This window comes from Paenibacillus sp. AK121 (assembly GCF_019042715.1).
Taxonomy (GTDB): Bacteria; Bacillota; Bacilli; order Paenibacillales; family Paenibacillaceae; genus Paenibacillus; species Paenibacillus polymyxa_C.
Window position 1 is genome coordinate 644,221 of sequence record NZ_JAHPJM010000001.1, and the last position, 22,675, is coordinate 666,895.

At 50.9% G+C, this 22,675-nt stretch carries 34 protein-coding genes; 30 read left to right on the forward strand and 4 right to left on the reverse strand.

The features are described 5' to 3' along the window. Positions 1–102: 102 nt before the first annotated feature. From KSP24_RS02915 to KSP24_RS02985, 15 genes are all read left to right on the forward strand, one after another. The gene (locus KSP24_RS02915) at positions 103–672 is read left to right on the forward strand and encodes a hypothetical protein (protein ID WP_216974404.1); all 570 of its coding nucleotides are present in this window, start codon (positions 103–105) and stop codon (positions 670–672) included. Beyond that, the gene (locus KSP24_RS02920) at positions 673–1,173 is read left to right on the forward strand and encodes a hypothetical protein (protein WP_216974405.1); all 501 of its coding nucleotides are present in this window, start codon (positions 673–675) and stop codon (positions 1,171–1,173) included. It begins immediately after the preceding gene. Then, complete coding sequence (locus KSP24_RS02925; RefSeq protein WP_216974406.1) at positions 1,151–1,708, forward strand: crossover junction endodeoxyribonuclease RuvC; 558 nt, start codon at positions 1,151–1,153, stop codon at positions 1,706–1,708. The genes KSP24_RS02920 and KSP24_RS02925 overlap by 23 nt, the downstream gene beginning before the upstream one ends. Then, positions 1,693–1,923 (forward strand): hypothetical protein, encoded by a 231-nt coding sequence (locus KSP24_RS02930; protein ID WP_216974407.1) that lies wholly within the window; start codon positions 1,693–1,695, stop codon positions 1,921–1,923. Before KSP24_RS02925 ends, KSP24_RS02930 begins: the two co-directional genes overlap by 16 nt. After that, positions 1,920–2,126: a hypothetical protein gene (locus KSP24_RS02935; protein ID WP_216974408.1), complete on the forward strand. Its 207-nt coding sequence runs from the start codon at positions 1,920–1,922 to the stop codon at positions 2,124–2,126. The genes KSP24_RS02930 and KSP24_RS02935 overlap by 4 nt, the downstream gene beginning before the upstream one ends. Beyond that, the gene (gene nrdI / locus KSP24_RS02940; protein ID WP_216974409.1) at positions 2,089–2,442 is read left to right on the forward strand and encodes a class Ib ribonucleoside-diphosphate reductase assembly flavoprotein NrdI; all 354 of its coding nucleotides are present in this window, start codon (positions 2,089–2,091) and stop codon (positions 2,440–2,442) included. The genes KSP24_RS02935 and nrdI overlap by 38 nt, the downstream gene beginning before the upstream one ends. Next, positions 2,435–4,522 (forward strand): class 1b ribonucleoside-diphosphate reductase subunit alpha, encoded by a 2,088-nt coding sequence (nrdE, locus tag KSP24_RS02945; RefSeq protein ID WP_483311483.1) that lies wholly within the window; start codon positions 2,435–2,437, stop codon positions 4,520–4,522. The genes nrdI and nrdE overlap by 8 nt, the downstream gene beginning before the upstream one ends. A gap of 19 nt (positions 4,523–4,541) precedes the next feature. Beyond that, the gene (nrdF, locus tag KSP24_RS02950; RefSeq protein WP_216974411.1) at positions 4,542–5,516 is read left to right on the forward strand and encodes a class 1b ribonucleoside-diphosphate reductase subunit beta; all 975 of its coding nucleotides are present in this window, start codon (positions 4,542–4,544) and stop codon (positions 5,514–5,516) included. Continuing rightward, the gene (locus KSP24_RS02955; protein WP_216974412.1) at positions 5,513–7,447 is read left to right on the forward strand and encodes an anaerobic ribonucleoside triphosphate reductase; all 1,935 of its coding nucleotides are present in this window, start codon (positions 5,513–5,515) and stop codon (positions 7,445–7,447) included. The genes nrdF and KSP24_RS02955 overlap by 4 nt, the downstream gene beginning before the upstream one ends. 133 nt (positions 7,448–7,580) lie before the next feature. Further along, positions 7,581–8,402, forward strand: a complete 822-nt coding sequence (locus KSP24_RS02960; RefSeq protein WP_216974413.1) for a hypothetical protein — start codon at positions 7,581–7,583, stop codon at positions 8,400–8,402. Further along, positions 8,402–8,563: a hypothetical protein gene (locus KSP24_RS02965; protein ID WP_216974414.1), complete on the forward strand. Its 162-nt coding sequence runs from the start codon at positions 8,402–8,404 to the stop codon at positions 8,561–8,563. The genes KSP24_RS02960 and KSP24_RS02965 overlap by 1 nt, the downstream gene beginning before the upstream one ends. Further along, complete coding sequence (locus KSP24_RS02970; protein ID WP_216974415.1) at positions 8,564–9,100, forward strand: dUTP diphosphatase; 537 nt, start codon at positions 8,564–8,566, stop codon at positions 9,098–9,100. It begins immediately after the preceding gene. A gap of 203 nt (positions 9,101–9,303) precedes the next feature. Then, a complete protein-coding gene (gene thyX, locus KSP24_RS02975) occupies positions 9,304–10,098 on the forward strand; it encodes an FAD-dependent thymidylate synthase (RefSeq protein ID WP_216974416.1) in 795 nt (264 codons plus the stop codon). Between the two features lies 1 nt (position 10,099). Further along, positions 10,100–10,357 (forward strand): hypothetical protein, encoded by a 258-nt coding sequence (locus tag KSP24_RS02980; protein WP_216974417.1) that lies wholly within the window; start codon positions 10,100–10,102, stop codon positions 10,355–10,357. A gap of 47 nt (positions 10,358–10,404) precedes the next feature. Continuing rightward, positions 10,405–10,809: a 3D domain-containing protein gene (locus KSP24_RS02985; protein WP_240752950.1), complete on the forward strand. Its 405-nt coding sequence runs from the start codon at positions 10,405–10,407 to the stop codon at positions 10,807–10,809. Here the strand turns inward: KSP24_RS02985 and KSP24_RS02990 are convergent. Continuing rightward, a complete protein-coding gene (locus tag KSP24_RS02990) occupies positions 10,793–11,188 on the reverse strand; it encodes a hypothetical protein (protein ID WP_216974418.1) in 396 nt (131 codons plus the stop codon). The genes KSP24_RS02985 and KSP24_RS02990 overlap by 17 nt on opposite strands. Positions 11,189–11,276: 88 nt before the next feature. Here KSP24_RS02990 and KSP24_RS02995 point away from each other — a divergent pair, with 88 nt between their 5' ends. From KSP24_RS02995 to KSP24_RS03035, 9 genes are all read left to right on the forward strand, one after another. After that, positions 11,277–12,578 (forward strand): hypothetical protein, encoded by a 1,302-nt coding sequence (locus KSP24_RS02995; RefSeq protein WP_216974419.1) that lies wholly within the window; start codon positions 11,277–11,279, stop codon positions 12,576–12,578. Continuing rightward, positions 12,578–12,850: a hypothetical protein gene (locus KSP24_RS03000; RefSeq protein WP_216974420.1), complete on the forward strand. Its 273-nt coding sequence runs from the start codon at positions 12,578–12,580 to the stop codon at positions 12,848–12,850. Before KSP24_RS02995 ends, KSP24_RS03000 begins: the two co-directional genes overlap by 1 nt. After that, positions 12,847–13,437, forward strand: a complete 591-nt coding sequence (locus tag KSP24_RS03005) for a nucleoside/nucleotide kinase family protein (RefSeq protein WP_216974421.1) — start codon at positions 12,847–12,849, stop codon at positions 13,435–13,437. Before KSP24_RS03000 ends, KSP24_RS03005 begins: the two co-directional genes overlap by 4 nt. After that, positions 13,434–13,616 carry a hypothetical protein gene (locus tag KSP24_RS03010; protein WP_216974422.1) on the forward strand — a complete coding sequence of 61 codons (183 nt, stop codon included), beginning with the start codon at positions 13,434–13,436 and terminating at the stop codon, positions 13,614–13,616. The genes KSP24_RS03005 and KSP24_RS03010 overlap by 4 nt, the downstream gene beginning before the upstream one ends. Next, positions 13,567–14,940: a DNA cytosine methyltransferase gene (locus KSP24_RS03015; protein ID WP_216974423.1), complete on the forward strand. Its 1,374-nt coding sequence runs from the start codon at positions 13,567–13,569 to the stop codon at positions 14,938–14,940. Before KSP24_RS03010 ends, KSP24_RS03015 begins: the two co-directional genes overlap by 50 nt. Before the next feature lie 7 nt (positions 14,941–14,947). Continuing rightward, positions 14,948–15,142: a hypothetical protein gene (locus KSP24_RS03020; protein ID WP_216974424.1), complete on the forward strand. Its 195-nt coding sequence runs from the start codon at positions 14,948–14,950 to the stop codon at positions 15,140–15,142. A gap of 168 nt (positions 15,143–15,310) precedes the next feature. Beyond that, positions 15,311–16,537 carry an HsdM family class I SAM-dependent methyltransferase gene (locus KSP24_RS03025; protein WP_216974425.1) on the forward strand — a complete coding sequence of 409 codons (1,227 nt, stop codon included), beginning with the start codon at positions 15,311–15,313 and terminating at the stop codon, positions 16,535–16,537. A 1-nt stretch (position 16,538) separates the two neighbouring features. Beyond that, complete coding sequence (locus KSP24_RS03030) at positions 16,539–16,934, forward strand: sigma factor-like helix-turn-helix DNA-binding protein (RefSeq protein ID WP_216974426.1); 396 nt, start codon at positions 16,539–16,541, stop codon at positions 16,932–16,934. Between the two features lie 32 nt (positions 16,935–16,966). Further along, entirely contained in the window at positions 16,967–17,491 is a 525-nt protein-coding gene (locus KSP24_RS03035; protein WP_216974427.1) for a hypothetical protein, read from the forward strand. Here KSP24_RS03035 and KSP24_RS03040 read toward each other — a convergent pair. Continuing rightward, the gene (locus tag KSP24_RS03040; RefSeq protein ID WP_216974428.1) at positions 17,478–17,678 is read right to left on the reverse strand and encodes a helix-turn-helix domain-containing protein; all 201 of its coding nucleotides are present in this window, start codon (positions 17,676–17,678) and stop codon (positions 17,478–17,480) included. The two genes, KSP24_RS03035 and KSP24_RS03040, sit on opposite strands and share 14 nt — an antisense overlap. Before the next feature lie 161 nt (positions 17,679–17,839). On the opposite strand from KSP24_RS03040, the gene KSP24_RS25445 reads away from it, so the two are divergent. From KSP24_RS25445 to KSP24_RS03055, 4 genes are all read left to right on the forward strand, one after another. Next, entirely contained in the window at positions 17,840–17,968 is a 129-nt protein-coding gene (locus tag KSP24_RS25445) for a hypothetical protein (protein WP_277933270.1), read from the forward strand. A gap of 108 nt (positions 17,969–18,076) precedes the next feature. Further along, positions 18,077–18,235 carry a hypothetical protein gene (locus tag KSP24_RS03045; RefSeq protein WP_165181746.1) on the forward strand — a complete coding sequence of 53 codons (159 nt, stop codon included), beginning with the start codon at positions 18,077–18,079 and terminating at the stop codon, positions 18,233–18,235. Positions 18,236–18,530: 295 nt separating this feature from the next. Then, positions 18,531–18,701 carry a hypothetical protein gene (locus KSP24_RS03050; protein WP_216974429.1) on the forward strand — a complete coding sequence of 57 codons (171 nt, stop codon included), beginning with the start codon at positions 18,531–18,533 and terminating at the stop codon, positions 18,699–18,701. Positions 18,702–18,808: 107 nt separating this feature from the next. Then, positions 18,809–19,669, forward strand: coding sequence for an ATP-dependent DNA ligase (locus tag KSP24_RS03055; protein ID WP_216974430.1), 861 nt, complete (start codon positions 18,809–18,811; stop codon positions 19,667–19,669). 65 nt (positions 19,670–19,734) lie between these two features. On the opposite strand, the gene KSP24_RS03060 is transcribed toward KSP24_RS03055, so the two are convergent. Together KSP24_RS03060 and KSP24_RS03065 are read right to left on the reverse strand one after the other, a co-directional pair. Beyond that, positions 19,735–19,941, reverse strand: coding sequence for a hypothetical protein (locus tag KSP24_RS03060; protein ID WP_216974431.1), 207 nt, complete (start codon positions 19,939–19,941; stop codon positions 19,735–19,737). Positions 19,942–20,046: 105 nt separating this feature from the next. Next, a complete protein-coding gene (locus KSP24_RS03065; RefSeq protein WP_216974432.1) occupies positions 20,047–20,532 on the reverse strand; it encodes a DUF2321 domain-containing protein in 486 nt (161 codons plus the stop codon). A 210-nt stretch (positions 20,533–20,742) separates the two neighbouring features. Here KSP24_RS03065 and KSP24_RS03070 point away from each other — a divergent pair, with 210 nt between their 5' ends. Then, complete coding sequence (locus KSP24_RS03070) at positions 20,743–21,564, forward strand: hypothetical protein (protein ID WP_216974433.1); 822 nt, start codon at positions 20,743–20,745, stop codon at positions 21,562–21,564. A 627-nt stretch (positions 21,565–22,191) separates the two neighbouring features. Next, positions 22,192–22,581 (forward strand): phBC6A51 family helix-turn-helix protein, encoded by a 390-nt coding sequence (locus KSP24_RS03075; RefSeq protein WP_216974434.1) that lies wholly within the window; start codon positions 22,192–22,194, stop codon positions 22,579–22,581. Positions 22,582–22,675 lie beyond the last annotated feature (94 nt).

The following is a 22,675-nucleotide window of genomic DNA, read 5'->3' on the forward strand; positions in this document are numbered from 1 at the left end:
AACGAGCGGGGTGAGCCGATGTTTGAGGATTTCGCAAAACGCGGTCATATCGTCGAGCATCGCGGTAAGACTTTCTCGCTTTATGGAACGGGAGACGGCACCATGCGCTACGTTTCTGACGGTGGCGAAGTCTTACGCGTCGGTCTTGAAGTAAAGTCGAAGCAAGGTACGTACTCGCAGACGTCCGGCTATTCGATGCGGAATGGTGCGAAGATTGACCACGTTAAACAGTGTGTATGTTATTCCGTTATGTACGGAACCCCGGCGGAACCTCTCGATTACTATGTAATCCTCTACGTAAATGCGTCGAAAAAAGCGTGGGCGATGTCTGCGGAGGATGCGGAGAAGTACCCGGATACAGCGGCGTTCGGTCTCCATATTACGGACGAGATGCGTAAAGAAGTCCTCGATCACTTTGCGGATATTGTACACGCGGCAGAAACAGGCAACCCACCGGAACTTGACCTCGATAAATGGACGTTTAACGACTTCAAACGCACGATCGCGTTGTCCTTATCAGAGGAGGAAATTGCGAAGCTGGAGCGAGAAGTAACCGCGCTAAATCATTCGTCATTACCGGACTGGAAGAAGCGCGGACCTAGCGAGGCGCTTGCGGATATTACACGGATTCGTGCGGAAGTGGCGGAAAGCCAAACGAAGGAGGCTGCGTAAATGAATTACGGACGAAGAATTAGCAACGGAGTTATGTACGTAGGTGTGGTGTTTTCGGTATTGCTTGGCGGGCTGGTCGCCTTAGCGTTAATTTTCGGAGAGGATTCGGATTGGTGGATGCGTATCTTCTTCGCATTACTTGCGATTTGGGCTTTCGTAGCGGGCTTTGTGGACGGAGGTGTTGACGAGAAATCGACTAATGGCGGGATATTCAGGGCTAAGCGCCAAGAAAAAGAAGAGGCCCGTAGACGATTGAAAGCGAGGGCGGATGAGCGGAATATACGGGATCTCGTAGTCTTATCCACGTTACTAAGTGGAATGAGGGCTTACGGAGGGCCGCGTCCTGAGATGATTTCACGGGCAGAGACTATCGTTATGCAAGAAGAGATTAGCCGGCGACTCCGTCGAGTGGCGCCAAAAGAGTGCAGTGACATCCTGACGGATATTATCCGTGAGAAATCAGCGGAGGTGTTGCGAATTGGCGAAGACGACGCGGCCTAAGCCGTTACGTGTGCTCGGGCTCGACCTATCGCTAAGCCCCGGGATTGCTGCGATTGAGGTGCGAAATAGGCAACCGTACCTCGTCGCTTGTTCCTCCGTTGCTACATCTACGGACGATCCGGACGCAGTCCGCAATTACATCGTTGAGACGTTCGTAGCGCAATTTGTACGCGCGCATCGACCGTTTGACCACGTTGTCCGCGAGGACTTTACGGCCGGCCGAAACAAACGCGCTACACAAACGATATTCAGCTCGTGGGCTGCGGCGGATCGTGCGCTTTATTCTTACGGATACCAGGTGGCTGACTTAAAGCCTGCGCTGGCTCCGACGTCGGTTAAGCGGTTAGTTACGGGGAACGGGAAGGCAGAGAAAGCGGAGGTCGCAGCGGCTGTGCGGAGATTGTTGCGGCTAGGCGAAGATTACGTGTTTAAAACCGGCTATGACGACTCGGACGCATGTGCGGTGGCGCTGGCGTATTTGATACGTGAAGGCTTGATAGATACGGAGGAGGTTGCGGCATGGGTAATGTACTAACTGGCGAAAAATTACACGCGTTTATTATCTGCGGCGCATTGACCTTAGCGCTTCAGGAATTCGGAGGCGATCCGTCCGAGGTCCTTACCGAAGCCGAAGTTGCAAAGTTTGAGGAACTGACGGACACGCCTGAGTTAGACGCAATGACGGACGAGGAAATTGTACGAGTTATACGCCCGTTGATCCGCAAATATGCGGATGTGGCGCTGTCATGACTCGGGATGAAGAGGACGTTTACGTACGCTATGCACTTAGCCTACACCAGCAGATCGGCAGGCTTACCAACGCGCTTGCGTACAAGCGAATGGATGTCGCAGAGTATGAGAAAGCACTGTCGGAGGCACGGGCAGCGCTGGCAGTAGTAGAACGGAGGTTGGCCGATGCTAATAGCGTACGCATCCAGGACGGGCAACGTTAAACTATTCGTGGATCGCCTGCCTTATCGTAGCGTGAAAATTACAGAGGGCTTACGGCTGTCTGAGCCGTTTGTCCTCGTCACTTACACGGACAAGATCGGGAAGGTTCCCGAGAAGACACGCCAGTTCTTAGCGGATAACAACGGACTTATACGCGGTGTGGCTGCGTCTGGTAACCGGAATTTTGGTCCGTATTACGGAGCCGCAACGGATATCATATCGGAACAATACGGCGTGCCTATCGTGTGTAAATTTGAACTCGCGGGTACGCCATCAGACATAGCGAAATTCATCGAAGGAGTTGACGCGCTTGTATAGACACGTGGAATTGAACAACGAGGTAACCGCGATTAAGGACGGATTTTACCAACTCGATAAGGACCGCGAAGCTGTAGCGGAATATCTTCGAGAGGTAGCGGATAAGTCCATGCGTTTTGACTCCGCGATTGAGCGTGTCCGATATATGGTTGCGGAGGGCTATTACTACCCGGAAGTTCTCACGCAGTATACGTCGGAGCAGATTACCGAAATTCACCGCCAAGTGGACGCGGCCGGGCTTACGTACGCATCATATATGGCAGCTACGAAATTTTACCGTGACTACGCGCTTAAATCTCGCGATAAACAGACGTATCTCGAAACGTATCCGCAACGCCTGGCGATTGTTGCGTTGTACTTGGCGCAGGGCGATTACGAAAAGGCGCGTGAGCTCCTGTGGGGTTACATTAACGGAGTTCAACCGGCAACGCCTACGTTCCTTAACGCGGGTAAGGCACGCCGCGGCGAAATGGTATCGTGCTTTCTTACGGAAGTTGACGACAGCCTAAACGCGATCGGATTTGCGCACAACCTTTCGATGCAGCTCTCGAAGATCGGCGGGGGCGTTGCGCTAAATCTCTCGAAACTGCGCGGACGAGGCGAGACGATTAAAGAAGAAGAGGGCGTTGCAAAGGGCGTAGTGCCGGTCGCCAAGCAACTCGAAATGGCGTTCTCCTATGCGGATCAAATGGGGCAACGCAAAGGCTCCGGTGCTGTGTACTATAACATTTTCGGATGGGACGTGCTGGAGCTACTAGACGCGAAAAAGATTAACGCGGATGAACGGTCACGGCTTAAAACGCTATCTATCGGGCTTATCGTTCCGAGCAAATTCATCGAGCTTGCGGAGAAAAACGAACCGTATTACGTATTCGCTCCGCACACCGTTTTCAAAGCGTATGGTACGCATCTGGACGATATGAACATCGCAGAAATGTACGACGAACTGGTGACGAATCCGGCCGTCAAAAAACGTGAGCTGAATGCACGCGATATGCTTACGAAGATTGCGACAACGCAGCTTGAGTCGGGTTATCCGTATCTCATGTTTAAGGATAACGCGAACCAGGCGCATCCGTTACGTCAGCTCGGTCAGATTAAGATGTCGAACCTGTGTACGGAGATTTTTCAGCTACAGGAGACGTCGGTCATTAATGACTATGGACAGCCTGACGAAATCGGCCTCGATATCTCGTGTAATCTCGCGTCACTCAACATCGTAACCGCAATGGCTTCCGGAGATTTACGCCGCGTCGTGCATTCCGCGATGGACTCGCTGACATCTGTATCCGATATGACTTCGATCGCTAACGCACCGGGCATCGTAAAGGCGAATGAACGTATGCACAGCGTCGGGCTTGGCGCGATGAACTTACACGGATTCCTCGTTAAGAACCGTATATCGTACCAATCGGAGGTTGGGCGTGACTTTGCGGATGCTTTCTTCGCTGCCGTCAATTTCTATTCGCTGGAACGTTCGATGCAGATCGCGAAGGAGCGCGGGGAGACGTTTTACGGATTCGAACGTTCGGACTACGCAAACGGATCGTACTTTACGCAATATCTCGAAGAAGACTTCCGTCCGAAGTTCGATAAGGTTGCGGGGCTGTTCGTTAGCGCAGGTATTGAGTTACCGAGCCCTGACGATTGGGAACGTCTGGCTGCTGACGTAAAACATTACGGTTTATGGCACGCGTACAGATTAGCGATCGCACCTACGCAGTCTATTTCATACGTTCAAAACGCGACATCTAGCGTACTGCCGATATCCGACGTGATGGAGACACGTACGTACGCAAATTCGACTACGTATTATCCGGCTCCGTTCCTAACGCGTGAGAATATGATTTCGTACACGTCGGCGTTTAATACGAACCAGTATCGGATTATCGACATGGTTGCGACGATCCAACGACACGTAGACCAGGGCATTTCTACGATACTTTACGTGGACTCCAAAACGCCAACTAACGAGCTTGTCCGCTACTATCTGTACGCACATAAACGCGGCCTTAAATCGCTGTACTATACGCGTAATAAGCTGCTGTCCGTTGCCGAATGTACGGCTTGCGCGGTCTAAAACGAGAGGAGACGATAATTTGACGAATCTTAAAGCGGTAAACTGGAACCGTCCGGACGATGAGTATACGGAAGACTTTTTGAATCAGAATTTTATGCAGATATGGCGCGAGCACGAAATACCGCTCGATGACGACAAGATGAGTTGGATTACGCTATCACCCACGGAGCAAGACGTATATAAAAAGGTGCTCGGCGGCCTAACGTTTTTGGATACGGAACAAGGCGCGGAGGGAATGCCGCTTATTATGCAGCGCGTAGAGAGTCCGCAGCGTAAGGCGGTCCTCGGCATCATGGGCGCGATGGAACATATTCACGCCAAGTCGTATAGCTCCATCTTTGCAACGCTAGTGTCTGCGGAGGAGTCCGATAAAGTCTTCGAGTGGGCCGATAGTAATCCGTTTATTCAGCGAAAAGGCACGATTATTAGCGGCTATTACCGGAATATTCAATCGCCCGAGTCGTTGTACATGGCGATGGTGGCTTCCGTGTTCCTTGAGTCTGCGCTTTTTTACTCCGGATTTTATTATCCGCTGTTGCTCGCAGGTCACGGAAAGATGACGGCTTCAGGCGAGATTATCGACCTGATTATGCGTGATGAGGCGGTACACGGCCAGTACATCGGAACACTAGCGCGAGAAGTTTACGGAGAGCTTTCGCACGAGTCACAGGCCGCACTCGATCGCGAAGTCGAGACGTTACTACGACGTCTATACGATAACGAAGCGGGCTATACGGTCGACTTGTACGCACCAATTGGGCTGGAGGAAGATGTGTTGCGGTTCCTGCGTTATAACTTTAATCGCGCGTTGATGAACCTCGGACGGCCTACGCATTTTCCTGACGAGGAGATCAATCCGGTTGTACTCAACGGAATCGATACGTCTACGAAGATACACGATTTCTTCAGCAAAAAAGGAAACGGATATCAAAAAGCGGTCAATATCGTGCCGCTTACAGATGCGGACTTTTGCGTAGAGGAGGCGATTAATTGAGCGAACTCAAAACGATAGGCGATACAATACTATCCGCAGCGGACACGGATTTGCTGCGCGAGAATGCGAATTTAAACGGGGAATCCTTCAGCGGTAAGATGTCGAAGTTCGGCTCGGAGTATTCGAAATGGTATGCGCGTGAGTACGTTATGCCGCGCGAACTTGTTGACGCATTAGATGGCGGCTATGTTTACGTTCACGACCTCGACCAGTATGCATTAGGTACGACAAACTGCGTCTTTATTCCGTTTGACCAACTACTCGCGAACGGGTTCAATACGGGCAACGGATCAGTACGTACGCCTAACTCAATTATGTCCGCAATGGCGCTTGTAGCAATCATATTCCAGTCGCAGCAGAACTCGCAATACGGTGGCGTATCCGGCAATAAGATCGATTGGGACCTCGCGCCATATGTGCGTAAGTCTTTCGCGAAACACTTCCGAAAGGGTCAGCACTATTTCGGGGAGCAGGCGCACGTAGAGGAGTCCGAGCTGTACCTGGATAACGCGGACCTATCCGAGATGTTTCCGTCCTCGTATGCATATGCTCGCCGCGAAACGGAAGCCGAAACGCACCAAGCAGCGGAGTCGCTGATACACAACCTCAATACGATGAGCTCACGTGCTGGCGGACAGATTCCGTTCACATCGCTAAACTACGGAATGTGTACGTCAACCGAAGGTCGTCTCGTATCATTCGCGTTGTTGGAAGCGGCGATTAACGGGCTAGGCGCAGGCGAAACGCCAATATTTCCGCAGCAAATATTCCAGTGTAAGCGCGGAGTAAACCAAGCGCCAGGCGACCCGAACTACGACGTGTTCACCAAAGCGGTCGAGTGTTCCAGCAAACGTATGTATCCGAATTTCGTCAACGTAGACGCTCCGTATAATCTGCAATATTATCAGGCCGGCGATCCCAATACGATTATTGCAACGATGGGTTGTCGGACGCGTACGATTGCTGACCGGTTCGGACGCAATCATCAGAGCGGAAAGGGCAATCTCTCGTTTAATACGATCAACCTCGTACGGCTCGGACTTGAGTACGGTATAGCTACGGGAAAACGCGCGGAGCCAGACCTCGACGGCTTTATGGACGCGCTTGACCGTTATATGGGCGTTGCATTACGTGGCCTTCTTCACCGCTTCGAGATACAAGCGCGACAACCTGCGAAGGCTTCCGACTTTATGATGCGCGAGGGCGTATGGGAAGGCGGAAAAGGGTTAAGTCCCGACGAGCCTGTCCGCGAACTTATTAAGCACGGTACGCTTTCGATCGGATTTATCGGACTTGCGGAATGCTTAGTGGCTCTCTACGGAAAGCACCACGGAGAGGACGACGGCTTACATCTAGGCGCTGTTTCGCTTATCCAGCATATGCGCTGTTTCTGCGACGAAGCTGCGGAAGAATACGACCTTAACATTTCGCTATTCGCAACGCCAGCGGAAGGTCTGTCGGGCAAGTTCACATTGCTGGATCAACGCGACTTCGGAATTATCCCTGAGGTCAATGACCGGGAATATTACACGAATTCCTTCCATATTCCGGTGTATTTTCCGATCACGGCTGCGCGTAAGATCGAACTAGAAGCGCCATTCCACGAGCTTTGTAACGCAGGGGCGATCTCCTACGTAGAGCTCGACGGGAATGCACGGAATAATCCGGCGGCTTTTATGCGTATCGTGCAGTACGCGCTGGCTAAAAACGTCGGCTATTTCAGCGTGAACCATCCGATTGATCGCTGTCCTGCGTGCGGCTACGAAGGGATTATCGGTAGTACGTGTCCGTCTTGTGGTGCGGCAGATTCGGATGTGCCGATGTCGCGTATTCGGCGCGTAACGGGCTATTTAACGGGCTCGTATACTCATCGGTTTAACAGCGCAAAGCAGGCGGAGGTAAGGGATCGCGTTAGACATACGGGTACGTAACGGAGGGCCTTCGGGCTTCTCCGTTTTTTTTTATTTACGATGTCCCAAATCTGCAAATTCGTGTCCTTATATAAAGTGTAAGGCGGAAACAACCGCCAAATAACGCAAAACTAAAACGGAGGCGATTCGGATTATGACGAAACAAACTTATCGTGAGGTTAAGCGTGAGGCAAACGTAGGTGAACGGATCAGGATCGTAAATCCACAATTCGCGCTCGGGTACGGTGAGGGCGACGAAGGCACGACAACGGAGAGAGTGTCCGTAGGAGTACACGCGATGCTTAACGGGAGCGAGCGCGGCGTCTATCACCGAGAATACGTCGTACTCGAACCGGTAACAACGTCAGGTACTAACGAAGCCCTAGCGAGTGCTTTTGCGCAATTCATCCTTGACAACGCCGATACGATCCGCGCTATTCTCGGTGATGTAAATAAAACGGAGCCGGCCGCCTTAACCCGCGCAGCCGTTATCGAAAAGGCACGCGCCGATGTTGCGGAGTTGACTCGGAAAATGCGTAGTCCGATCGCTAATTCAGACGGAAACCGTACGTTTAATACGCTCACCTCAAAACCGGAGTTTCACATTAACCGGAACAAACGTGCCGTTACCGTGCTGGTGCGAGGCATCTACGGCAATGCAATCCTCGAAAAAGGCATCGCAAAAGCTGCGCCTGACGACGTATTCCACGCAGAAATCGGTAAGGCGATCGCACTCCGCCGCGCCTTGGGACTGACGGTGCCGAGCGAATATACGAACGCGCCAAAGCCGACGGAGAAGTTAGCGAACATGCTTATCAGATGTGTGTCCGGTGAAACGCGTAAGCTTACGGATAGCACAGCGGACTTCAATGTAAGAAACTGCTCGATGCTTCATTCGTGGAACGGACGTAACGGAACCGTTATCGACGACACCGACGTTGACTACAGTGTTGCTACGGAAGGAGCTGCGGCCTAGTGATTTTACGTACATTTGGTTGGTTGTGTGCGGGGTATTGGACGAGTGTCCTCGTTAGAGTCATCGCAGGGACTTACGTGTTGGACCGGGTTAGCACGGTGCTGACGTTGTTTATCGTTATCTTATTTTTCGCAGCAGTTGGAATCGAGGAGGACGAGTAAATGAACGTTAAAATCAAGCGTCTACATCCAGACGCAGTTATCCCGCAATACGCAACGCCAGGCGCTGCCGCCTTCGATTTGGTTGCGGTAGAGGGCGTAATCATTGCGCCTGGCGAGACCGCAAAAGTACCGCTCGGCCTCGCGTTCGAGATACCGGAAGGTTACGTAATGATCGTCGCTATGAGGTCGGGGGTTGCGCTGAAGACGAAGCTGCGGCAACCAAACGGAATTGGCGTGATTGATTCGGATTATCGCGGTGAGGTTGCGATGATGTTTGATAACACCGCCGACGTCTCAGAGTGGGCAACAACGACTCCGAGAGATATTAGCGGACATAGAACGAATACCTTCGTTGCTGGTTGTCTCCTCGACGATAACTCTCGCGTCATCCGTAAAGGCGACCGCGTAGCTCAGGCGTTTATCCTTCCAATTCCTCGCGTCAATCTCATCGAGACGGACGAGGAGCTTACGGTGACGGAGCGCGGGAACGGCGGATTCGGGCATACGGGGGTTACAGCCGAGGTGAGCGCTAATTGAGACGAGTATCAATCGGATTAATTCTCGCAGGCTGCGCGTTGTTTTGGGCATTCGTAATTCACGAGGCTATACGATAGGAGGTACGATATGGACTCTGCGTTATTCATCCTCGCGTTTTTCGGAGGGATTGCGTTAATATTCCACGGATTCAACTTCGGCTTCATTACGATACACAAGCACTACTACGGTAAGGAGGACGAAGAGTGAACGTTAAACTAATCGCACATACACGGTTGTCGGACGAATTTTACGAAAGCTTCGATATCTACGGCGCTTTTGCTGAATACGAAGGGAACGGGCTTGATCGATTAGACGCCTCTGACGGACAAGTCGTAGCCCTCACCGCAATCCGTACGTGTTACTCACCGCTGAAGCCTACGGAGATTATTCCGCAAGAGGGCGCTAAATACTTCGGTAACGCGGCGTCAGACGGAGAGGGAGGTACGGAGGCAGATCGCTTGTTCCGTCATATAACACGGAGCGGTCACACGTCAACTCTGGAGCACATCACATACACATTCGCAATCGAGGGCGTAAGCCGTGCGCTACTTGCGCAATTAACGCGCCATCGTCATCTATCGTTTAGCGTGCAGAGTCAACGTTATGTACGAATGGGGAGCGGGGATAGGATCGGCGGGTTTGATTACGTGACACCTCCGAGTGTGACTACAGATAAGAAAGTCAACGAAGGTACGTTCTTCGAGGAATCGGCGGGCGACATCTTCAGCGAGGCGGTGAGAGATGCGCAATCTGCCTACGATCGTTTGCGGGAAGCCGGAGTCCCGGCCGAAGACGCACGTATGGTCCTACCGAATGCTGCGGCGTGTAACCTCGTAATGACGGGGAACTTGCGAACGCTGCTCGATTTCTACGCAAAGAGACGGCCAGGCAGCGGAGCCCAATGGGAGATTGCGGAATTAGCGGTCAGCATCCGTGACGAGGTCGTAAAGGTTGACCCGTGGCTGGCTCCGTATCTTGACACGAAAGGAGCTGCGTAACATGGCGGAAAAAGAAACGCAACTAGCCGAAGTCATCCCGTTTCCCAACGCAATCGCCGACGTACTCGAAGCTTGGGCGGCCGCAGCTCGGCGCGGTGAGGTTACCGGCGTCATCATCGCAGGACTGGGCCCGGACCGACTCGACGGCGATACGATAACGGCGTCAGTTGGCGTTAACTCACGCGAGTACGGCGTACTTGTTAACGATCTGAACGATTCACGGATTATCGAAACAGTTGACGTAAATTTATTCGAATAGGAGGTGGCGTAGTCTCGCTAAGTGTAATCATCGCAGTAGCTACGTTGTTGAGCGGAATAAACGGTGTACCTCCTAACCTGTCGGACACTATAACGCAAACACCTTCGCAGGCAACAGGCAAGTCTACGAAGGTGGAAGCGGAGTGGACAACGTATGAGGCGACCGCATATACGGCGTTTTGCTCCGAGGGATGCATCGGAGTAACCGCGACAGGGCTCGACGTCAGCCGCACAGTTAAGCACCGGGGAAGGCGTATTGTAGCGGTTGACCCGCGGGTTGTTCCGTTAGGTTCTCGGCTGACAATCCGTACCGCCGACGGTCGCACTTTCGAGGCGATAGCGGAAGATACGGGCGGCGCGATTAAGGGGCGTAAGATTGACGTGCTCGTGTCGTCCGAAAGGAAAGCGCGTAAATTCGGGCGGCAAAGGGTTAGCGTTAAGGTGTTGGAGTAGGCGCGTTCTGTTTGGCTTTGGCGGCGGCTCTCTCCGCGAGAACAATGTCGATTATCTTGCGCGTCCGCGTTGTCTTGACGTTTCGAACTGACGTAATCCACCCCATATAAGTAACTCCTGATATTCCGATTATGTAAATGAGTAATAGAGCAAGGGGCAGAAGATACGTATTGACCTTCATCATAAGGTTAGCTGAGAGACTCATGAAGGATGCACCAATCGTAATGAGGGCAATGATGACACCAATCTGTTTATTATCTTCTTCATCAGCCTCGTAGCCTGCCTTCATTAATTCAAGCTCTTTTGTTTTGAATCTAGCATAGTATCTCTTTGATTCCTTTAGTTTCTTTAATGCCAATCTTTCCTTTTCAGGCTTCATAGCTACCTCCAAACAATACTTTTCTATTTAGTTACTATATCGGAAAAACTTCGTTCTCTTATTACAACTAACGAAAGCGAGTGATCTTATGTTACTAAACGTAACCGTACTTCCCGATGAATCCCTCGGCGGCATTAAACGTGAATACCGTGAAGTTAAACGGAAAGCAGTCACGGGTGAACGGATTAAAATTACGGCGGGCCCCGAAGCCTTCTTCGGACAGGATTTCCGCCGAACAATACACGAAGTGACGGACGTAGTTGGTTTCAACGTAAAGACAACCGGAAAGTGGAAGGACGGCTCCGTGTTGAACCCGAGCCATGATGATTACGTAGTCCTCGAACCAACAGCCGCTGTTTACGTCGATGATCCGGACGGCGTTGGACGCAAATACCGTATGGTCGACCGTAAGGCAGCGGTGGGCGAGCGTGTAATAATCGTAAATAACGAACTACCCTCCAACTACGAGGTGGGCGAAGTCTTCAACGTACAGAGATACGGAGAGGAAACGGAATCTCTTTATGGCGGCATTTATATCGCCGAACTATGTGGTAGACGTGGTCAGAACGTAGAGGGCTTCGTTAGGGACGGAAAGTACCGCGTACTTGAACCGTTAGCCACCGCGCTTCTATCCGAACAGTCTGCGCAAGACCAAGCGGCAGCTACGATCGGCGCGTTAGCTTTACGTTTGGATGCGTTGACTGAGCGCATGGATGCGCTAGAGGCGCAAGTAACTCAAGTAACGCAGCCGACAACTACAGTTGATACGGAGGTGGTCCTCAAGGCTGTCCGTAAGTTTTCCGAGGGATTAAAGCGGAGCGTATCGGATGCGCTTAAAACTCCGCAGCAGCGTCGGGACGAAATCGTTGAGCGTGCGAAGGCTGACGTTGCGGACTTGCTATCGCACAATTACCCCGATGCTGCTGTAGCCGGCGTATGGCTATCAGAACGCGATTGGATCACGGTTACGGATGAGTGCGAGTTCGCCGTTAATCGCAAGAAGAGAACGGTTGTCGCGTTAATTCGTGAACTCGAAACTGGCAAGAAAAACGTTATCTTACGTGGAATCGCAAGATGCGCACCTAACGACGTATTTAACGCACACATCGGTAAGGCAATCGCGCTGTATCGCGCGCTTGGTCTCGAAGTGCCTGCGGAGTACCTGAACGTACCGCAGCCTACGGAAGTTCGAAAGGGCGATGCCGTACGTTCTACTTCGGGCATCTATGCGGGCGTGAAGGGGTACGTAGATGAGATTACGTACGGAGATTCTTCGCCATCTGGCGTTTTCTTTAAACATAGTCGGGCAAACCGCCGAGACGGACGCATTTACAAGAACATCCGATTCGTTGAAGTCATCGACGATACACGCGAGGGGGTGGCGGCGTAATGATCCGACTGTACAGCGAAGTATTCGTCATAACCGCAATCAACCGTAAAACAAGCGCAGAAACGTTCAGGGATTGGCGCGTAGGTGACCGAATCCGGTTTAGTACCGTTATGAAGGCGACGGCTGGCGCGTCCGGAGGCGGAGTTTATGCGTCAATGTACCTCGCGGAGAACCTGACGCAGGGGACATCGACTACGCGGACACAGACGAACATGAATAACGTAATCAGCGCGTTCGAGTTACGTCCTGAAAGCGAGGTGTCCACCGAATGACTGCGCTCCCTAACATCGGACTTCAGGGCCGTCTTAGAAGCGGCAAAGACGAAGTAGCTCATTATCTTTCGGATAACTACGGTTACACGCAATTCGCGTTCGGTAACGAACTCAAGCGTTACGTTCACGAGTTGTTCGGTAAGCCTGCCCTCGATGTGAAGCCGCGCGAACTCTATCAATGGTTCGGACAAACGATGCGCGAACGTGATCCGGACATTTGGGTACGTAAGTGTTTCGAAGCAATCGAGCGGTATGCGGTAGAAAAACGGAGCCTAGCCCGATACTTCCGCGAGGTACCTCGTCCATTCCACGCCGTAATCTCCGACGTACGCCAGCAAAACGAGTATGCCGCGCTCCAATCGGCCGGCTACGTACTCATCCGCGTAGAAGCTCCGGACGCCGTCCGCATCGACCGCGCTATCAAATCCGGCGACGTGTTTAACTACGCTGACCTCGCGCATGGTACGGAAACGGCGCTCGACGGATACCTTCCGGACTTCACCGTGACGAACGACGGAACACTCGACAGACTCCACGCGCAAATAGACGAGATAATCGCGTACTTATCCGGAGACTGGCCGGAATGATTAACGAACTCATACGCGTAGCAGTAGAAGAAGCGGCTAACAACGGTTATCAACGTGGGTATGACGCAGGGTATGCGGTCGGCTATGCGGCTGCCTTGCGGAGTGTTTACGGGAAGGAGGACGGTGAGGATGATAGCAAATCACGATCCGAAACTGTTAAGCGATCACGTAGCGCGTAAACTTGCGGAGGGCGGCTATGTGGACTATATCCGTAAACATCCGATAGTGACGTTTGACCAGCCGAGTCCTGCGGTTCTTACACAATGGGCGAAAGGCGCTCCGAACGGGCTGGTCAATCCGCAAGGTAAAGAAAGGAGCGTGAACAATACGGAGAATCACGTTACTTACCCACTGACACAGGCGCAGCATGAACATTCGAAGAAACACCTTATCGGGTATAACGACAGTTACGAAAAGCCAGCTCGGATTGTTCGCGCAAAAGCCGAGAACATTATCGACGGTCCCGAACGAAAGGAGACGGTATCCATACGAAACTATAACGTAACTCCGCAATTACCGACGAACGGCCTAACGGTCGCCGAACTATTTTGCGGCGGCGGTCTCATGGCGGTTGGACTCAAATCGGCAGGCTATACGTTAACCTTTGCGAACGACTTCGATAAACGGGCGGTTCAAGCCTACGCACATAATATCGGTGATCATGTTGTGTACGGAGACATAACGAGTGACGATATACAGGCGCAGATACCTGACGCTGACATTATCGCAGGCGGACCGCCATGCCAGGATTATAGCGTTGCTGGGTCTGGAGCTGGCGAAGAGGGAGAGCGCGGTAAGCTCGTATGGACGTACCTCGGAGTCATTGCGAGAAAGCAGCCGAAAGCTTTCGTATTTGAGAACGTTAAGGGACTCGTATCTAAAAAACACCGCCCTACTTTTGACGCTCTGCTCGCATATTTTGAATCTATCAACTACAGCGTTTCATGGCGAGTAATTAACGCTTGGGACTACGGGGTAGCACAAAAGCGTGAGCGCGTGATTGCAGTGGGTATTCGTAAGGACTTGGGATTCACATTTGAGTTTCCGGAGCCGAGTGCGGAAGAGTACCGGACGCAAGTACTGCGGGATGTGATCGGGGATTTGCCAGAACCCAAGGCACAGAATAATGGAGATAAACACTGCGAAATAAACCACATAAATATTAAAAACGAACGTCAGACAAGGAATGAACAAAGCTCTTACAATGGCGCAAAGTTAGAGTACGCCATACAGCCATTAGACCAACCAAGCAACACAGTTACCGAGAAAGCAAGGGGTGGCGACTACTTGTGTCACCCGCAACCACGCCGCTTCACCGTCCGCGAGTGCCTACGCATCCAATCCGTACCAGACTGGTACGTGCTGCCTTCGGATATATCTCTAAGCGCTCAATACCGCATCGTTGGTAACGGAGTCGCATCGCGCGTCTCCTACCTAATCGGAGTCGCGCTGGAAGAGCAGCTTAACGCAGTCTTGGCGCAGGATTTGCAGGAGGCGGCGTGATATGAGCGTGTTCGACCGTTTCCAGCCGCCGAGCCCGCGTGATGATCCGCGTGTCTCCGCCTACTGCGCTTGGTGTGGCGGCGAGATTTACGCAGGCGATGAATTTACAGCGTACAGCAACGGAGACAGGACGCATATCGGACACTGCGAAAATGAGTACGTGATGGCTGAACTCGGAATCATACGTGAAACTGCGGCTTAGTATTCGCAAAACTCAACTTATGAATAATTCACAATAGATTAGCGGCGGTTTCGACGTACTTGCGGACAGGCAGCGTAAGTACGTTGATGCCGTGCTCATTGCGAAAAAGGGAGGCGGATTTCCATCGGAAAAGCATCGCGAGCAAGATGGGACGGAAACGTTCGAAGTATGGCGATTGTTGCGAAGCCGCGCGAAGAAATAACGGAGGAGGACGTTCAGTTTCTCCGCGATAACTACACGTCAACGGGCGGGTTATTGCCGAACGCATACGCAGGCGGTGCGTTCTACACACCGACTCACGTTGCGCGGTTTATTATCGAGGCATTACGCGGACTATCTGGCGGGTCATTCCCGTCCGGCGCGCGTTTTCTCGAACCGTCCGCGGGTTCCGGAGTATTCATCGAACACATGCCGCAGAATGCGGAAGTAACAGCGCTGGAGCTGGACGAGACGAGTGCGAAAGTTGCATCGCTTATTTATCCGCACGCCAACGTAATACAGGGTGATGCGTTCCTGCACGGACTCCGAGATTACTACGATTATGTGATCGGTAATCCCCCGTACGGAGTCAATCTCGATATTGCTGCGGCTGATCTACCGGATACCTTCGAGACGTTGCGAATTACGAAAGGCCGCGCGAAAGGCAAGTCGGAGAGTGCGTTTATTGAACTCGCAATCAAAGCGGCCAAGCCCGGCGGCTACATCGCGTTTGTGCTCCCGTTAGGTCTCAACTACACGAATTATGCGGAAAAGGTGCGCCAACTACTCTATAAAACGTGTTGGCACGTAGCGACTATCGGATTGCCCGGCGAGACATTTGCATTAACGGGTACGACGATTGAGACGCAGATATTAATCGTACGCAAGGCACCGCCGGGTACTCCGCTTATCCCTGCTGCGACAAACCGTTGGGGGTCGAACTTCAGGCGCGGCGGGTACAAAGATATCACGCAGTTTAGCGCAAAGTTTCTCGCGGGGCAGACTCCAGCTTATTTCGCGCAAGTTACCGATATTGGTTACGACAAACACGGCAAGAGTACGGATAAGTGGGGCGACGGCCTCACGCAACTTGACGAACTACTCGAAGACTTTACCGACGAATACCTAATACGCTCTAACCTATACCCGCATATACCTTCGTGGCACAGTGTCAAAGACGTTTCCGCGTTTATGTTCCAGCACGCCAACAACGACGGGGACGGTTACAGGGATGCGAGCAGAACATATGGGCACAAAACGGGAGCGACCGCAGAAGGCCCGTACCGCTGGAACGAGCTTACGCTTGGGGCTGGCGAGGAAATTGACGGAGTAAGTACGTTTGATTTCACGTGGACGGATCGTATTGTTGACGATTATTACGAGGGAATTACGCAACAAACAAAGGAGGCGGCGTAACATGGGCCACGTAAAGGTAGATATCGCAAAATCTGACCGCAGCTACGCGGTAAAATACGCACTCAACGACGCAGCGGGGGTACGTTCCCTCCTCCGTGATCGTCACCGGATCAGCTCCGCAAGATTTAGAGGCGACACGGCGGCCAGCGATATCCTAATCGACTTGCACAGCGCAATTAATTCGGCGGGTCTTACGGAGCGACAAACGGAAGCTATTGCGTGGGTTTATGGCGTTGACCTTACGCAAGAGAAAGCGGCGGCTATTATGGGGATTACGCAGCAAGCCGTCGCGAAAATGGCGGACGAAGCTGTCGAAAAGATTGCGGCGGTGTATCAGCGTTGGGATTACGGAAAAATTACGTGCGAATATTCTGAAACATCGCAACAGGCGGCGTAGGTGCTTCGATTTTAAAACAAGGGGGATTCCACATGAACCACAAAGAGAGATTTACCGAAGCCGTAACCGCTCTAATCGACGCTAACATCGCAGACCGAACCAAGCGGATGGACGCAGTTGACCAACTCACTACCGCGTACATTAACGAAACGGGGGATACTCCGGATGCTCTTGACTTGGAGCGCTTGACTGACTACATTCTACGGGAAGAAATCACGGACCCGAATCCGTATAAAATGTCGCAAACGGAGTACCCGTTCATGAGCGAACGACAATTCGAGCTTAGGCGGGATCGGGAAGCGTCCGGTTCAGCGGCAGAGACAACGGGAACGGACGGAAAGGATTACAACAGACCGACGCGACGAAAGCGGACAGGCTACGAGAATTGGCGTGTAGATACTGGCGCGAAGATACGTAATAAAGAGCGAGCTGAGCAGTACCGCAGGGATACGGCGCCAGGACCGGTAGTTACGTATAATCTGCGTGATACAGGCGGCGAATTGACGGAAGAGTTTACGCAATGTGTCGGGGATCAGCGACTGCCTATCGGAGCGTGAGCAATTCGTCGATGCCGACGTCCAAATAGCTGCATAATTTCGCGAGCAGATCGCGCGGATAACGCTCCATTTCGTCATTGTACATCGTACGTACACTTTCGAAGCGGTAGTCGATATCACGCGCGATTTGTCGTACCGTTAGGCCGCGTGCGTCTGCGATAGCCTTTAAATTCGAGTGAATGAGCAATTTTCCCGCCTCCTTAGAGAGAAATAAAATGGAATCTTGTCTTCAGTATAAATTGACTCGAAAAAAGTGTCAAATAGTTATTGACACCTTAAACGAGTCATGGTATTATAGGTATATAAGGATGACACGTTAAAAGAGTCATCGGAAAGGAGAACTTCAACATGAAAGATTGGGTAAACCTGATTACGGCAATCATACAACTGGTTACAGCACTTGCTATCTGGAAAACACATCGCCGTAACAAAAAGAAAAAAGGAACCAATAAACGACGCGGTCGGCGCAGACGTTAAGGATTCCTTGGTAGAGGGCGGCTTACACAGCGCCTTCTATACCCAATCATAACATAACTGATTTATATAAACAATCTGGCGGCGGCCTTACGCGGGAGGCTATGGAATATGGAAAAAGCGAAATATGTGGTGACAGAGGATAAAGGATACTGGAGTCAAACAGACGCATACACAATGAAGGATGTTCATGCCATTGTCGCGGGGGCTATTCGCGATGCAAAGGAAATGGGTCGTAGCTCGGTCAAGTTCACTATAGAAATTAAATAACACGGGGCTTCGGCCCTCTACAGGAGTGAAATCGTATGGATACGTTAACGTGGATCGTAAGTATTGCGGCCTTGATCGGGACGGCCATTGTCGCGGTGATAGTTTGGCGGGATAAATAAAACGCGGAGGTGCTTACGCAATGAATAAACGTAAATTCTGCGCGGGACGCTACGCAAATGGCCGCTTGTACGTGCGCATCGCCGGCGGGAAGTGGACGGAGCTTTCTATACTAATTAAACAGAAGGTAATGTACCTAACCTCGGTGAATTAATAAACATAGGAGAGTGATTTGGGCGTGGATATTACTAAAATAGAGATGCTTGTTATACGGATAATGAGGCAATACGGGAGTGATAACGCAGCGTTACTATCAGAACTTACTGAGTTAGTTGATGAGCTGCACCATTTACAGGCAGGTGTTGATGAGATCAAGGCGGAATTATCGAAGTTAATAACAAAGCTGTAGCAAATTGACACTAGGCCGGAGCTATTCCGGCTTTTTTCGTACGTTCTCCAATACTTACCGGATTCCTCAAATTACTCATCGCGGTATAATCGGAGTGAGGTGGTTTTATGTTTATCTCCCCGATGTTACTTGAAACAGCGGCTGCTCCCTTTTCGGATTCGCGCTATATCTTCGAACCGAAAATAGACGGCCACCGCTTAATATATTCGCAACAGAACGGCATTGTACGCTTATTCACGCGCCATAACAATGACTGTACACGCCAATACCCGGAGATAGCTAGCGTTACATTCCCGCATGACATTGTGTTGGACGGTGAGATTGCGTGCGTTGATCCGACAACGGGTGTATCGGATTTTGAATCCGTTATGTCCCGCTTCCAGGCGAGGAAAACGGACAAGATTACTAAGCTCGTAGCTGAATTACCGGCTACTTTCGTTGTCTTCGATGTCTTGAGCTTTAAAGGCGAGGACTTGCGGAGCCTTCCGCTTATGGAACGCAAGTCCATACTCGCTAGTCTAACGCTTCCTAGCCCTAGTTTCGGGGTTGTTCCGTATATTGAAGGCGCCGGGGAGGCGTTGTTCGAGCAGATAGAAGCGCGCGGCATGGAAGGCCTGGTCGCCAAGCGTAAGGATAGTATGTATGTCAGCCGCCGATCAGCGTCCTGGCAGAAGGTCATTAACTGGTCCTATGCCGATGTGTACATTACGGGTTATCGTAAAGAGGAATTCGGATGGCTTGTATCAGTGCCTAATGAGCGCGGTAACCTTCGTCCCGCCGGCATTATTGAGCACGGAGCTAGCCCAATGCACAAGAAGGCGTTCTATGGCGTCGTGGGACCGTTAAAGACCGATGAGGATTGCGAATTTGTTTACGTGGAGCCGCGCATAAGAGCCCGTGTTAAAATGCGAAACTGGACTAAGGCGGGCAACTTGCGGATACCTGTATTTACGGAGTTTATCGTCTAATAAAAAGCCCCGCCGACCGATTAAAGGTTAGCGGGGTATTTCCGCAATTATTACACAATGCAGAGTTATTCCGGCCTTTCCCGTGTGCTTCCCGTCTTAAATACGTATACTTCGCGCATAAAATACGTTCCCGCTATCTTTACGCTCTCAGGCGTATACCTTTCGATCACACCTCCGTAATCTGCAATTCGTCCGTCCTTTTCGTAAACTGTAACGCGTGCTTGTGTGAGTGCTGCGGCTAGTAAATCTACGTCAGTAATTAGCGTCTTCATACGGAAATATTTCGACGGAAATACGCTAATTCCTCCGTTTGGTACGTAAGAGCAGAAGTACACCCTCTATTCCCATGCCTTAGAAAGTATGTTTTATGCATGAAGTCAACCTAGCATCATCTTATTGACTGCCTCGCTCGCGACATTAACAAGTATGTCCTTGAGAGAATCTTTAATGTTTTGTGGAGTCTTTATGAGGAGTTTCTTGATGCTGATTCCGGCAACAGTAGCCTTAGGCGTGTCTTTTATCAACTCTCTAATATCTGATTTATAGACTGATCTCTCTTCTTCGGTCAGGTTCTCTATTAGATCAACCAATCGGTCAGCCTGCTCAAGCTTTCTTGTAAGCCAAGGAAACTCATGCCCGCAACTGTGGCAGAAGGAAGGCGTCTGGTATGTGTACCCCTCCATATAAACCCTCGTAGCGCCTCTGATAGGCTCACCACAGTGTTCGCATTTTGCTATATTTCTTTCGCCACAGTCTGAGCAAAAACGCGTAGCCTCATGTGGAGCACTAGTAAGTGTATTAGTTATAAGGTGCCCGTTGAGACAGACTACTGCAATATCATAAGTTTTTTTGTTTTGGTACATCTAAACAGCCCCTTCGTAGTTGGTTACGGAATTAATTCGACAAGACAATATATTTTCCTTCATATTTACTAGTAAGTAGTTGTTTTTACTTCGTTCTCAAAGCTATATAGGTAGGGCCGCCATTGAGCGGTCTTTTTCCCGTTTGGGAACGCCCGCTGCGGGTACACTCCGCACACCCTTACGTTATTTCCACGTAAAGGAGCTACGAACATGGCTGAATTTAAAACGTTAATTGACCCGGAAACGGGCGAGATACACGAACACACCGCAGTCCTTGCGGAAGGTGACCGCATTACTACCGCAAAACAACGTGAATCTTACGCAAAAATACAGACATCCGGACGCGCTCCGGAATTTACCGTTACAAATATGCATAATATCGACGAAGTAATCGAGAAGGTATCCGATAAGAATTGCGGGTACCTTCTTTATTTGCAATGCTTCGTTAATTATGACGCAATCTTGGAGAATCCGGACAAAACCGCAATGAGCCGCGCCGATATCATGCGCACGCTGAAGCTTGGACGGACAGCGCTGCATCAATTTTTACGTGAGATGACCGATCACAACGTCATTTACGAGTGTGGCGACCGTTACCGGCTGAATCCGCGTTATCATTTCCAGGGTAAAACGGACAACCTCGCGGTAGTCAAAACGTTCGTTGCGAAGGTAAAGGAGCTGTATACGGAAGTTAACGCGAAGGACCTCGGCTTCGTATACAAATTACTCCGCTACATACACCTCGAAACGAATACGATATGCGCGAATCCTTACGAACGAGACGTTGAAAATACGTTACCACTTACGAAAGAGGATATTGCTACGGTTACGGGAGTCTCCGCTAAATCCGTTTATACGAAGCTACGTAATCTCAAATTCGGGGATCAGTACGTATTTGCCGAAGTATCCTACGGAAAATACCGCTATTACAAGATCAATCCATTCGTGTTCTACCGCAAAAACGGGAAGCCTGACGCGACGTTACGGGAGATGTTTTCCATCCGAAATAACTTCGCAAAACGGGCTGCGTAATTTCTCATCGGTAAAAACGCGAACAAAAACGGCCTTTCATCGGTAAAAACGCGAACACGAAAAAAGTGGCTTCCGCCTTAGAGCGGCGCGGGTTTCGGCGTTTTAGGGGGTCAAATTTATTCTTAGTCTTTGATACCGGACTTCGTCCGACACTGCGGAACTTCGTTCCTTGTGTATCACGCAGAAAAGTATATTGATAAATAACCTCGATACGCGTCCGGAGCCGATAGGCGACGGCAAGGAGCGAAGCGACGCGCAGTATCTTTTATAAACGGTAAGCGAACGTACAGTGAGCGGAAGGAGGGCGTAAGTATCGAACGGTCAACATGGACGGAAATAGACGGTAAACCTGCGTTAATATTTAACAACGGTATTCCAGCGCTTGTATTCGTAAGTCATAACGCAGATGGCGGTAACGATGAAACGTACGAGAACGGAGTATATGCGTACAATCTTAACCGGATTGATATCGCTTCTGGAGTCGATAGGATTACGGAATATACAGCGTTGAAATACCCGGTAAAATAACGTGAAATGAGCCGCTTTACTCTACGCCTTGCCTGAGCGTAGGGTATGCGGTTATTTGCGTTAAAAACACGTAAAACAAACGAGGGGAGGACGCAGGGGATGGCGATTACATTAACATCTGCGCAGCTCATAGCAATTGACTGGCTGTCACAACCGCACAGAGGCGGAAAGACCTATGAGGAGATCGCAAAGCTATGCGGGGTTACTGCACGAACTTTGGAGAATTGGCGAAAGAATCCAATGTTTGACGCGGAGTTTAGACGTAAAGTAAAGCGAGTAAATGACGATAAATTACCACAATTGGTTGATTCGCTCGTTGACATTGCTATACGAGATGGTAACGCGGCCATGGCTAAACTCGCGTTACAAATGGGCGGTATGCTTACGGAGAGTGTCGAGGTAACTACAAAGCGTCCGGAGGACATTAATGTGGACGAACTGCTGTTACAATTACAAGCGCTTGGCGACGATCCCGAAGCGGGCGAATAGCGGTGCATTATATGAAGTAACACATGCAGGCTATTTCGGATACTTTCGGATCGGGCGTGTTTTACCTACACGAAGCTCCTGGCGCAAGCCCCCT

Coding starts and splice junctions, on each gene's coding strand:
- KSP24_RS02935 (WP_216974408.1), top strand. CDS start 1,920: ATGACTCGGGATGAAGAGGACGTTTACGTACGCTATGCACTTAGCCTA.
- KSP24_RS02960 (WP_216974413.1), top strand. CDS start 7,581: ATGACGAAACAAACTTATCGTGAGGTTAAGCGTGAGGCAAACGTAGGT.
- nrdI (WP_216974409.1), top strand. CDS start 2,089: ATGCTAATAGCGTACGCATCCAGGACGGGCAACGTTAAACTATTCGTG.
- KSP24_RS03030 (WP_216974426.1), top strand. CDS start 16,539: ATGGGCCACGTAAAGGTAGATATCGCAAAATCTGACCGCAGCTACGCG.
- KSP24_RS02920 (WP_216974405.1), top strand. CDS start 673: ATGAATTACGGACGAAGAATTAGCAACGGAGTTATGTACGTAGGTGTG.
- KSP24_RS02930 (WP_216974407.1), top strand. CDS start 1,693: ATGGGTAATGTACTAACTGGCGAAAAATTACACGCGTTTATTATCTGC.
- KSP24_RS02980 (WP_216974417.1), top strand. CDS start 10,100: ATGGCGGAAAAAGAAACGCAACTAGCCGAAGTCATCCCGTTTCCCAAC.
- KSP24_RS02970 (WP_216974415.1), top strand. CDS start 8,564: ATGAACGTTAAAATCAAGCGTCTACATCCAGACGCAGTTATCCCGCAA.
- KSP24_RS02990 (WP_216974418.1), bottom strand. CDS start 11,188: ATGAAGCCTGAAAAGGAAAGATTGGCATTAAAGAAACTAAAGGAATCA.
- KSP24_RS03055 (WP_216974430.1), top strand. CDS start 18,809: ATGTTTATCTCCCCGATGTTACTTGAAACAGCGGCTGCTCCCTTTTCG.
- KSP24_RS03000 (WP_216974420.1), top strand. CDS start 12,578: ATGATCCGACTGTACAGCGAAGTATTCGTCATAACCGCAATCAACCGT.
- KSP24_RS25445 (WP_277933270.1), top strand. CDS start 17,840: ATGAAAGATTGGGTAAACCTGATTACGGCAATCATACAACTGGTTACA.
- KSP24_RS03005 (WP_216974421.1), top strand. CDS start 12,847: ATGACTGCGCTCCCTAACATCGGACTTCAGGGCCGTCTTAGAAGCGGC.
- KSP24_RS03015 (WP_216974423.1), top strand. CDS start 13,567: ATGATAGCAAATCACGATCCGAAACTGTTAAGCGATCACGTAGCGCGT.
- KSP24_RS03010 (WP_216974422.1), top strand. CDS start 13,434: ATGATTAACGAACTCATACGCGTAGCAGTAGAAGAAGCGGCTAACAAC.
- KSP24_RS02995 (WP_216974419.1), top strand. CDS start 11,277: ATGTTACTAAACGTAACCGTACTTCCCGATGAATCCCTCGGCGGCATT.
- KSP24_RS03060 (WP_216974431.1), bottom strand. CDS start 19,941: ATGAAGACGCTAATTACTGACGTAGATTTACTAGCCGCAGCACTCACA.
- KSP24_RS03045 (WP_165181746.1), top strand. CDS start 18,077: ATGGAAAAAGCGAAATATGTGGTGACAGAGGATAAAGGATACTGGAGT.
- KSP24_RS03035 (WP_216974427.1), top strand. CDS start 16,967: ATGAACCACAAAGAGAGATTTACCGAAGCCGTAACCGCTCTAATCGAC.
- KSP24_RS03025 (WP_216974425.1), top strand. CDS start 15,311: ATGGCGATTGTTGCGAAGCCGCGCGAAGAAATAACGGAGGAGGACGTT.
- KSP24_RS03065 (WP_216974432.1), bottom strand. CDS start 20,532: ATGTACCAAAACAAAAAAACTTATGATATTGCAGTAGTCTGTCTCAAC.
- KSP24_RS02915 (WP_216974404.1), top strand. CDS start 103: ATGCGCTACGTTTCTGACGGTGGCGAAGTCTTACGCGTCGGTCTTGAA.
- KSP24_RS03075 (WP_216974434.1), top strand. CDS start 22,192: ATGGCGATTACATTAACATCTGCGCAGCTCATAGCAATTGACTGGCTG.
- KSP24_RS03070 (WP_216974433.1), top strand. CDS start 20,743: ATGGCTGAATTTAAAACGTTAATTGACCCGGAAACGGGCGAGATACAC.